Source organism: Nostoc sp. DedSLP03 (assembly GCF_034530815.1).
Taxonomy (GTDB): Bacteria; Cyanobacteriota; Cyanobacteriia; order Cyanobacteriales; family Nostocaceae; genus Nostoc.
Genome location: NZ_JAVRCK010000045.1, coordinates 34,466 through 45,389 on the forward strand (window position 1 = coordinate 34,466; position 10,924 = coordinate 45,389).

Consider the following 10,924-nt stretch of genomic DNA (forward strand, 5'->3'; position numbering starts at 1 on the left):
CCTAACTCCTAACTCCTAACTCCTAACTCTTAACTCCTACCTAAATATGTCTCGTTCTAAAGCTTTACAATATTACATTGTTTCTCGGTTGCTTCTTGCGCCACTCCAGCTATTAACAATTATCACGATTGTATTTCTCTTACTAAGAGCAACACCAGGAGATCCAGCAGATGCAATACTTGGTGGACGTGCGCCAGAAGCAGCTAAAGAAGAATTGCGAAAACAACTCGGTTTAAACCTTCCTCTGTGGCTACAATATCTCAATTATTTGGGAAATTTGTTGCGCTTTGATTTGGGAAGTTCTTTGTTGAGTCGGGGAGAGAATGTTTGGGACATCATTGGGCAATATTTCCCGGCGACGGTGGAGTTAGCAGTATGTAGTATGGCGGTTGCACTCATCGTCGGAATTGCGGTTGGGACTCTTTCAGCTTCTCGTCCTGGAACATATTTTGATGTCGGCGGGCGTCTATTTGGGATCATCACCTACGCACTCCCCATGTTTTGGGCGGGAATGCTTTTACAGTTGATTTTCTCAGTTCAACTCGGTTGGTTTCCCAATTCAAACCGCTTTCCGCCCAATCTTCCGGCTCCCATTACTGTGACTGGATTGTATACAATTGATAGCCTACTCGGTGGAAATTTCACCCAGTTTTTCGCATCTTTGCACCATCTGGCTTTACCGAGTCTCACTTTGGGAATTTTACTCAGTGGGATTTTTGAGCGAATTGTGCGAGTGAATTTAAAGCAAACCTTGCAAGCAGATTATGTAGAAGCCGCTAGAGCTAGAGGTATTGGTGAAAATAAGATTTTAGCCTCCCACGCTTTAAAAAATGCGCTAATTCCAGTAATTACAGTCTTGGGATTAACCTTTGCATCTCTATTGGGTGGAGCGATTTTGACAGAGGTAACATTTTCTTGGCCTGGGTTAGCTAATCGACTGTATCAAGCGATCGCCGATCGCGATTATCCCACAGTCCAGGGAGTACTCGTATTTTTTGGTGCGATCGTTGTTAGCGCCAGCATTTTGATTGATATTTTAAACGCTTATGTAGATCCGCGAATTCGATATTAAATTTCTTGAGAAATACCACTGGCTAAAATCCCCAGAATTTTATTCACCTCTTTGAGATAATATTCGCTTAAATCAATGGTCAATGTTTGTTGTTGTAATTTGAGGAATTGCCAAATACTGCCTGTTGTGACTGCGCCATAAATTGTTTTAATCTCAGTTGCGGCTTGCTCGTTAAAGATTTGGGCTGCTACCATTTCGGCTGCACACTGACCCAAACCCGCATTAATATTTTCTTTTTTGGCTTCTACAACTGTAATTACTGGTGCTGTCAAAATTAGAATTTCTGGAGATTTTGTAATAATAAAATCGCAAGTACCATTTAATCCTTTGCTATTATCAACAGTGAAATCTACCCCAGAAAATAAACTAACTTGCTCATGTAATTGTCGGCGTAAATCAACTAAAATTGGCGCAATAATTAACTCAGAGCGCGCTTTCTCACTATTACTACCTAAAGCGATATCCAGGTTATAATTAAGTGTTTCTGCAAGTAAATTACTCGCTGTTAATTCAGGAGTAGCAGCGAAAATATCGCGTTTTTCTAATATGGTTAAACTAAACTCTTGTTTTGCTTTAGCTAAACTAAACTCGCTGTAAGCCATAAAACTACTACTCGCTTTCGCTTTTAAACAGAAGACTGAAATTACTGTCCAACATCCAAGTTAAAGTAGAAACTATCATCAACAATTCTGTTGCTGCCAACATATTTAGCAATAAGTATATTGACTCGGTGCTGTCCTGCTTCAAGCTTCCAGATTTTTTGGAAGTTACCAATATTATGACAAGCAGCATTAATCGGGAAGGTACTAGGAGTGAAAAGCCCATTTTTATAACTCTTAACTCCATTTTTAAATAAATATCCTTTGATTTCTATTTTATTGAGTAGAGCTTGGGATGGTATGCAATAATTAAAGTTTGAAAATCTGAGAGCATCTCCAGATTTGAGAAAGAGGCGATCGCGATTTGTCACTTGCTGAAGTTCGTTGCTATTAACCTGCACTGTAAGATTGGCGACACAGACTTTATCGGCAAGAACTTTGTCACATATTGCAGAGGTGGCGGTGACAAAAGGCTGTGGTTCTGAAGCAGATTTTTTATCCCGCTCAATTAATGCAGGCGCTACTGTAGCTAGTATGGCACTGGTAGCAGCGATGAGAGCAAGTACAAGCTGTTGTCTAAAAGTTGCCATTTTTCAAACTCCTCAACTTTTTTTGGTATGACACCATCATCACTTGAGACATAAGCTCTATAGGTAGGCGCTAGTAGGGAGTTTGAGTGATTAAATTGTTGTAAGGGAAAGTAGGCAAATGTAGGTTTGTAGGGTAAAGTATTACACTACTGACTGATTTTAACTTTGCTCTGCCAATTTGCTTACACCTAATGGACTCACAAAAAGCATTAACATTCATTAATAAGCTACTTGCAAACGATAGGCAAGTCTTAAATGACTTAGAACAAAAGCTCTTTTTAGGGATGTGGGAAGGGAAGGAGTATAGAGAGATTGTTAATGATGGTTCTTATAGTGAAGAACATGTGAGAGATGTGGGTGCAAAGTTATGCAAAAAGATTACAAAACATTTAGAATTAAAAGTTATAAAAAGAAATTTTAAAAATCCAATAAAAGAAGGATATCAAAAGTTTTCAGAACAAGCTTCACTTTCCCAAGAACCAATTGTAGAAATAATTAATCCACCATTAAAAGATGAATCACAGTCAGCTAATCTATTGCAGCAAAATCATAATCCTTTTATTCCCCAACACGGCAGAATAGAAGATCCACAACAGTTTTTTGGTAGGGAACGCGAAATATCGCGGGTATTTGAAGTACTTAACAGTAATAGTAGTGTCGCGCTCATAGGAGAAGAAGGAATCGGTAAGTCATCTTTGTTATGGGTGATTTGCCAACAGGCAGAAAATTATTTACAGTTACCACGTGAGCCAGTTTTTTTAGATTTAAATAATGGAGTTCATGATGAAGATGAATTCTACTTTGCTTTGTGCGATAAAATTGGTATTCCTGAAAGCAAAGGCTATAGACTAACTCGCAATTTGCAAAAGAAAAAAGTGCTATTAGCTATAGATAATTTAGGAAAGTTAATCGAAAACGGCTTTACTCGCCAAGTTAGGGATCAATTGCGCGGTTTAGCTGAAGGGCGTGATGCTTCTTTGCGGTTGATTTTAGCTGTTAGCGAACCTCTGGACAAGCTATTTAACGACAGTCAGGATAATGGCAAAACATCTCCACTGGCAGGTATTTGCCAAGAAGAACACATTCATCTTTGGGATGAAGCCACTATGCGTGCTTTTATTACCAACCGTTTGGCTAACACTTCAGTAAGTTTTACTGAAGACAAAATCATCCAACTCATCCAAGAAAGTGGCGGACATCCTCGCAAACTGATGCAACTGTGCTATAGAACTTATTGGCAGTATACGGAGAGTATGCGATGAGTGATACCCCTTTGACTTCTCCCTCAACCCCTTCCTTACAAGGGAAGCAAGATTACTCCTACTCCCGCTTACTTTATAGGAAGGTAGCTGGGAAGGTTAGGTTCTTCACGGTTAATGATGGAGGCTGAATTGACCCCTGTACCCCGCCTAGACTTAGCACCTAAATTAAAGCGTCCTCTCTCTCTATGGAACCCGCTGGATTCTCTGCACCTTTTGTACTGGGTGTTTTTCTTCCCCCAAGCTTTGCGATGGTATGTGGATATGTTCGGGGGTGGGTATATTCCTGAACAAGAAATGAATTGGCGAAAGGGGTGGGAGTTATTGCGTCAAAATGCTATCCAACGTCAGTTACTTTTTCAAGGATTAGTTTTAACAGTAATTACACCTCTAGCTGTAGGTCTAATTTTTCAAGCAGTAAACATTCCCGTTAACTGGTTCGGCATTGTAGGAGGCGTAGCATTCGGCGTGGCGTTCGGCGTGGTGTTCGATGTGACGGTAGGTGTGGCGATAGGCGTAGCATTCGGCGTGGCGGTAGGCGTGGCGTTCTGCGTGGTGTTAGGTGTGGCGTTAGGCGTGGCGATAGGCGTGGCAGGAGGCGTGATAGGAGGCGTGGCGGTAGGCGTGGCGTTAGGTATGGCAGGAGGCGTGATAGGAGGCGTGGCGTTAGGCTTGGTAGGAGGGGTGGGGATAAGTGTAGGGGTAGGTGTGGCGTTAGGCTTGGTAGGAGGGATGGGGGTAGGCGTGGAGGGCGTGGCGTTCGGCGTGGCGTTCGGCGTGGCGGGAGGCGTGGCTGTAATGCGCCCAGAAACCTGGCTCATTGGCTCACCTTTAAACTTACAAACAATTCAAAACAGTAGTTGGCTGCTCCCTCACATTACTTTGCTTCCCTTTCCTAATCTTGTTTGGCGCTTGGAAAATTGGCTGCAAAATGATTGGGAAATAGGTTTACATAATATTAATGAACTGCTGGCATATACCCTACAATTCATTCCTGTTGTCCAAGCAGTTAATAGAGTGCTTAACATAACTCCATCAGAGCACATTGTTTGGCGTGTTTCTCTGCTAGCAGCAGATCCTTTTGATTGGAAATTAGTAGGTTTTGCTTCAGGTTCTTTGAGGCAACAAATCAAGTTACAATTTGTTAAAGGTTTTATCTTCTTTCATGATTTAAAAGAACCAAACTCCCCTCCTTTAACAGTACACACTCGTTTAGATACTCCTGCACGTGCTGCTGCTGCTGGTTTCTGGCATCTACATGAAAAAGAACCAGCGAAAGCAGTAAAGGCTTTTACAGTAGTGCGTTCTCTACTTTACGGCGAGGAAATGTTTACCCTTGCCCAAACTCTAACAGCGTTTCAGAAAGCTCAAACATCAGCGTCTATTGCAGCTATCCAAGTTCCTCCTTTTCCCCAGGAACCGCTTTTACGTCCAGTTTCTTGGAAAGTTCTTGCTAATCTGCGTAGAGTTGTTGAGGATGTCCAGTTTGTTAACCGCAGCCTCTCACGTTCAGCCAGGTCTTTAGCTCTGAATCGAGCATTAGGCCAACTGACAAAAATCCTAAATCAAGCCGATACATTACCACAAGCAGAGCAAGGGTTAATTATAGATATTGTTCAAACTTGGAAAGAAAGCCTTTTACAAATCGCTGGTGAGGTGGGAGAAATTTCCATCACCAAGCCTCTGGTTAATCCTTATGTTGTAGGCGACCCCGTTCAAGGTCATCTCTTCGTTGGGCGAGAAGATATCATCAGACAGTTAGAAGAACTCTGGGTGATGGGTAATCAACTCCAGTCTATAGTTCTCTACGGTCACAGGCGCATGGGCAAAACTTCTATTCTGGTTAACGCTGCTCAATGTCTAGGCTCACAAATACAGCTAGCTTATATCAACTTGCTACGTTTGGGAGATAGCCCTCAAGGTGTGGGTGAGGTGCTAATGGCAATTTGTGATGAAATTTCTCAAACTGTAAAACTTCCACCCCCAACTGACGCTGATTTATTAAATCTCCCCTACCGGACTTTTGAACGCTATTTAAAACAGGTTGAAGCAAAGCTAGACGGTGGGTTAATCATTGCCTTAGACGAATTTGAGAAAATAGAAGATTTAATTGAAGCAAAAAAAATCCCTATCGACTTTATGGGTTTTTTGCGCGGTTTAGTGCAAATGAGTTCTAAAATCGCCTTTGCATTTGCTGGTTTGCACACTTTAGAAGAGATGACAGCAGATTATTTTCAACCCTTCTTTGCCAGTGTCATTCCTATTCATGTAGGTTTTCAAGAACGTGCAGCTACTCGCCAAATTCTAGCTAACCCAGCTAATGAAGACTTCCCCCTCGACTACATCCCGGAAGCTTTAGATGAAATTTATGCTTTGACACATGGTCAACCATATTTAGTACAACTACTGGGTTTTCAGCTAGTGCGCGGCTACAATGATTTTGTTTTTGAGCAAAGACGATCGCGTGACCCAGTTTTCACAGTAGAAGACGTGGAAGCAGTTATCAATGACCCTGAGTTTTTCAAACGGGGACGCTACTACTTTGATGGGGTTTGGGGTCAGGCAGCGCGGGGTGCTGAGGGTCAACAAGCAATTGTACAAGTGCTTGCACCTCACCCAGAAGGGCTAAGTCTGGATGCTTTAGCTCAATCTACAGGTATGAACGACACCAATTTACAGGAAGCGCTGAATACTCTGAAGCGTCATGATGTCGTTGAGGAAACTCAGGGAAGCTGGCGGATTATGGTAGAACTTTTTCGCCGTTGGGTTTTACAGCAGTAGAGTACAAGCGATGCCTACGGCTGGCTACGCCTACGCATTTGTTATTTCGGAGTACGCAAAAGCTATTTCGGGGTTCGCATTTGTTATTTCGGAGTACGCAAAAGCTATTTCGGGGTTCGCATTTGTTATTTTGGAGTATGCAAAAGCTATTTCGGGGTTCGCATTTGTTATTTCGGAGTTCGCAAAAGCTATTTCGGCGTATGCATTTGTTATTTCGGAGTTCGCAAAAGCTATTTCGGAGTTCGCAAAAGCTATTTCGGCGATCGCAAAAGCTATTATTGAAGGCTTATCTTCTCAAACTACGAGGGTCAAGTGCATCTCTCAGCCCATCACCGAGTAAGTTGAATGCCAGTACTGTGAGGATAATCAGCACAGCCGGCGGCCAGATTAACCAAGGTTGCAGTACCAAAATTGAAGCATTGCTAGCCAGAGAAAGCATATTTCCCCAAGAGGGGTCTGGTTGTTGAATTCCTAAACCGATGAGACTTAGTATTGCCTCTGCGCCAATAAAGCTAGGAATTGCAAGAGTCGCAGAGATAATTACATAACTAGCCGTTTGCGGTAAAACATGACGGATAATTATATAAATTGGGTTCGCGCCCATTGCCCGCGCGGCTTGAACAAATTCTCGCTCTTTAATTGATAGTACCTGTCCCCGAATCACCCTTGCTAAACCAGCCCAGCTAATCACTGAAGTAATCACCACAATCAGCAAAAAGCGCTGGGTACTACTTAAACCTGCTGGTAAGACTGCGCCCAATGTTACCAAAAGATAAATACTAGGGAAAGTCATTAGCACTTCTGCCAAGCGCATAATGATGCTATCAGTTACACCGCCGAAATAGCCGGAAATTCCCCCGATCAGCAAACCGAGGGGATAGGTAATGATAATGCCAAAAATGCCGATAAACATACTGATGCGACCGCCATGTAGCAAGCGACTAAATTGGTCGCGGCCTTGGTCATCAGTGCCGAAAATATTGACTTTTGCGCCAGTTGTGGTGCCAAATAAATGCCAATTTAAAGGGATACCAGGAAAAATTGTGACTTCATCCCACTTCGGCGGTAATGGCAAACTCATCTGTAACAATCGGTATTCTGACCCGGAGACAAATAGACGCAGAGGCGAAGGCTTTTTCGAGTCTACAATGAGTTGGCGATCGCCTGTATCTAAATTCGTATCTCCTTGAGTTGTCGGATAAACATAAGGCCAGGTAAACTGCCCTGACTGAGAAACCCAGTGTATCTTCGTTGGTGGCAGCAGTGAACCATTAGGCTGTGAAGCATAGGGGTCATAAGGAGCTACGAAATCAGCTGCAATTACTGCTATATAGAAAATTAACAGCAAAGTTACCCCAAATCGTGCCAAAGGATTTTTCTTAAGTCGTCGCCACCAATCCATAGTAGTTAGGAGTTATAAGTTAGGAATTATGAGTTATTAAGTTTTTATCTTAATTCATAACTCACGATCAATAATTTTCAACTCCCAACTTTTGTACAGACAAGGATTAATCGCGTCTCTACTCCTAACTCCTAACTCTTAACTGCTAACTTCTCTAAATATCGCTGCTGTTCTTCCTGTTGTTTTTCATGTTCCACAACAAACACGTTTGAGTAAAGATTCGCGAGAATTTGTTTTCCCTGTTGTGTCAAAGATAGATAATGCAGTCCTTCTTGGATATAAGGATATACGCCATTCCAGTAAAACTTAGCGTAGTTGTTACGCAAATCAGCAGGCGTATTATAGCCCAAAACTTTATTTACACCAGTTTCTTCAAATTCGTAAAATAAAGAAGTAATTTTCTTTAGGTAACGTGGGTCGCTTAGTTGACCAATCAAATCAGCAGCACGAACTAATCCTGCAAAGCACTTTGTATCTTGATGATCTTCCGCCGCAGGTACGGGAAATCGAGTCAATTCGATATTGCTCTTAATTGCCTCAGCATCGATTAACTTGTGACCTCCAAACCGCTCATCAATAAACAGCTTGGCTCTATCAACATGATACGGTGTCAGACTGGCATCAGAAGCGCCAGCAGCCACAGAAATCATTCTGCCATTTTTACCTGTGGCATATAAGTTTGCTGTTTCTCGATCTTGTCGGCAAACTCCCTTAACATAGCCAATATCATGACTGACTAAAGAAATAATACAATGTAACCAGTCTTCACTAGAAACACCGCCTTCCCTGATGTGTTTGCCACGTAAAATTTCTTGTCCCACTAGGGTGACTAAGACAGTGTGTTCAACATTGTGGTAAAGGGCATCGCTATTGGCAATGTTTTCCAAAGCCATGTTACCCGCCCAGGCGATAATATCCTGATAATCATGTTTAAAGCAGCCATAAGTGCGGCGATAGCCGTCTCGAATTTCATTTACGAAGGCATCAATTAAAATTTCAGTGGCATTGAACATATCTGGTGACTCTGGTATATACCAATTTTTTATTGATTTTGATTGATTTCAAAATTCCATCATCAAGGCCATCCTTGCTGGAATTTCAGGCAATGGAGTTTGCTCCTTTGTAACTCACGGGTACCTGTAGACGCTAGCTTTATCGTAAGAATTCAGGAGTCAGAATCCAGGAGCCAGAATGTTGAAAAACTTAGTCGAATTCTTCTCGGTCAATAGACGAATTATGCGCTCATTGCTTTTAAATTCTGACTTCTGACTCCTGGGTGCTGAATTCTTACGCTTTATCGTGTGTCTGGATATATAACTTCCTAGCAACACAAAGGCTTTAGAGAAATGATTGATTACGTGTAAAAAATAATTTCTTGGTCTACCAAGGTACATAAATACTTTCGATTTTAATTAGATAAATCTAGATCGGCTATATTAGTTTTTCATATCTGAGCATTAATTGACAGTGATCTCAATACAGATGGTGTGTGACATAGAGTAGCTCTATGAGCTGAAAGAATTTTTTTATCATAATCTACATAAAATTTATTACCATTATTTGGTAGTAATTTCTCTTAGTTAAAAAGTTATATTATATACTGTTGCAAATCAAAGACATTCACTATGAAATACGTCATAGTTGATATCGAAGTAAATAAACTTCAAGTTTTCTTAAGAAAATACCAAGGTTTGGTATGTATAAACAACAAGTAGAGGTGAAACTGTGAGCGATGAAAGTCTTTCAGAAGTTGAGGTGGAAGAAGCTATAACCTCTGAAGATCGGAATTTTTTGAGCAAATCAGATCAAAAACAAACCAGGGCATGGTTGAAGCCATTATTTTTGGGTACTGGTTTAGGAATTGCGATCGCCTTACTTGCGATGAGTGTATTAAATCGTTTTCCATCCCGTCAACAAAGCGCGGTAGCTGATAAAAAAGTTAACCCAGCGATGACAGTTACTATCGCCACAGTCGAAACCGCCCGTGTTGTCCGTACACTCAAAACTACTGGGACTGTAGCCGCGAGTGATTTAATTCCGGTGCTACCGCAAACAAACGGTTTACAAATTAAAAGCATCCCCGCAAATGTCAAAGAAGGAGTTTTTGTCAAACAAGGTCAAGTGTTGGCAGTGTTAGATGGTTCCATACTGCAAAACCAAATTAGCCAAGCAAAAGCAGATGTGGAATCGAAACAAGCAGATGTAACATCCAAACAAGCAGATGTAGCATCCAAGCAGGCAGATTTGGCATCAAATAAAGCAATAGTCCAGCAAAGACAAGCCGATTTGGCTCAAGCTAAAGCGAGGTTGGAGGAAGCAGCCAAAAATTATCAGCGCTATCAACAACTCGCTGACTCTGGGACGATTAGCAAACAAGAACTTGATACTCGTTCTTACGCTGTGAAAACTGCCATAGAAGTTGTGAACCTGTCCCAAGAAAATATACGTAGTGCCCAGGCTAATATCGGCAGTGCCCAAGCTAATATTAATAACTCCCAAGCGATCGTCAACAAAGCCAAAGCCGATGTCAAAAGCAGTGCTGCGAAAGTGCAACAACTGCAAACTCAATTGGGACAAACTGTGGTACGTGCGCCGGTTTCAGGAGTAATTGCCGAGAAACTAGCTAGAGTCGGTGATGTCACTGGCGTACCGCCGCAAACTCAGGTGGGGACGGTGATTGGTGGTACACAAAAGCTATTTTCGATTATCCGAGATGAAAAGTTAGAACTTCAGGCGAAGGTGCCCGAAACTCAACTAACTCAGGTGAAAATTGGCGCATCGGTGCAAATTACTTCTGATGTCGATCGCCGGGTGCGATCGCAAGGACGAGTTAGAGATATACAACCACAGCTAAACGATCAAAGACGGGAGGCAACAGTGAAAATTGACTTGCCACCAACAACTTTACTAAAACCAGGAATGTTTGCTAGTGCTGCAATTACTACTGACTCAGGGATGAAAATGGTAGTGCCACAAAAAGCAGTGCAATCCCAAGCTGACGCCAGTGTAATTGTATTCATCTTATCGGGTGAAAATACAGTCCGCAGCCAAAAAGTCGAGTTAGGAGATCCTGGCAATAACGACACAGTAGAAATCAAGAGTGGGTTACAGTTAGGCGATCGCGTTGTCGTTGATGGTGCAGGCTATCTCAAAGATGGCGATCGGGTTCGAGTTGCAAATTGAAGAAAATAGGGAAAAATAACCAATAACCAATACTTCGA

9 protein-coding genes are annotated in these 10,924 nt (G+C 42.0%); 5 read left to right on the plus strand and 4 right to left on the minus strand.

Annotated elements, in window-relative coordinates; translation table 11 throughout:
- Positions 1-46 precede the first annotated feature (46 nt).
- Positions 47-1,072, plus strand: a complete 1,026-nt coding sequence (locus tag RM368_RS21410; RefSeq protein ID WP_322695897.1) for an ABC transporter permease — start codon at positions 47-49, stop codon at positions 1,070-1,072.
- Here the strand turns inward: RM368_RS21410 and RM368_RS21415 are convergent.
- Both RM368_RS21415 and RM368_RS21420 read right to left on the minus strand, forming a co-directional pair.
- Positions 1,069-1,674 carry a hypothetical protein gene (locus tag RM368_RS21415; protein WP_322695898.1) on the minus strand — a complete coding sequence of 202 codons (606 nt, stop codon included), beginning with the start codon at positions 1,672-1,674 and terminating at the stop codon, positions 1,069-1,071. The two genes, RM368_RS21410 and RM368_RS21415, sit on opposite strands and share 4 nt — an antisense overlap.
- Before the next feature lie 41 nt (positions 1,675-1,715).
- The gene (locus tag RM368_RS21420) at positions 1,716-2,261 is read right to left on the minus strand and encodes a hypothetical protein (protein ID WP_322695899.1); all 546 of its coding nucleotides are present in this window, start codon (positions 2,259-2,261) and stop codon (positions 1,716-1,718) included.
- 191 nt (positions 2,262-2,452) lie between these two features.
- Between RM368_RS21420 and RM368_RS21425 the strand changes: the two genes are divergently transcribed.
- From RM368_RS21425 to RM368_RS21435, 3 genes are all read left to right on the plus strand, one after another.
- Entirely contained in the window at positions 2,453-3,523 is a 1,071-nt protein-coding gene (locus RM368_RS21425) for an AAA family ATPase (RefSeq protein WP_322695900.1), read from the plus strand.
- A gap of 129 nt (positions 3,524-3,652) precedes the next feature.
- Entirely contained in the window at positions 3,653-6,301 is a 2,649-nt protein-coding gene (locus RM368_RS21430) for an AAA family ATPase (RefSeq protein WP_322695901.1), read from the plus strand.
- Between the two features lie 10 nt (positions 6,302-6,311).
- Entirely contained in the window at positions 6,312-6,641 is a 330-nt protein-coding gene (locus RM368_RS21435; RefSeq protein ID WP_322695902.1) for a hypothetical protein, read from the plus strand.
- Here the strand turns inward: RM368_RS21435 and RM368_RS21440 are convergent.
- Positions 6,588-7,703, minus strand: a complete 1,116-nt coding sequence (locus RM368_RS21440; protein ID WP_322695903.1) for an ABC transporter permease — start codon at positions 7,701-7,703, stop codon at positions 6,588-6,590. The genes RM368_RS21435 and RM368_RS21440 overlap by 54 nt on opposite strands.
- A 131-nt stretch (positions 7,704-7,834) precedes the next feature.
- Complete coding sequence (locus tag RM368_RS21445; RefSeq protein ID WP_322695904.1) at positions 7,835-8,716, minus strand: Npun_R2479 family HD domain-containing metalloprotein; 882 nt, start codon at positions 8,714-8,716, stop codon at positions 7,835-7,837.
- 712 nt (positions 8,717-9,428) lie between these two features.
- Here RM368_RS21445 and RM368_RS21450 point away from each other — a divergent pair.
- Positions 9,429-10,886 (plus strand): efflux RND transporter periplasmic adaptor subunit, encoded by a 1,458-nt coding sequence (locus RM368_RS21450; RefSeq protein WP_322695905.1) that lies wholly within the window; start codon positions 9,429-9,431, stop codon positions 10,884-10,886.
- The last annotated feature ends 38 nt before the right edge of the window (positions 10,887-10,924 follow it).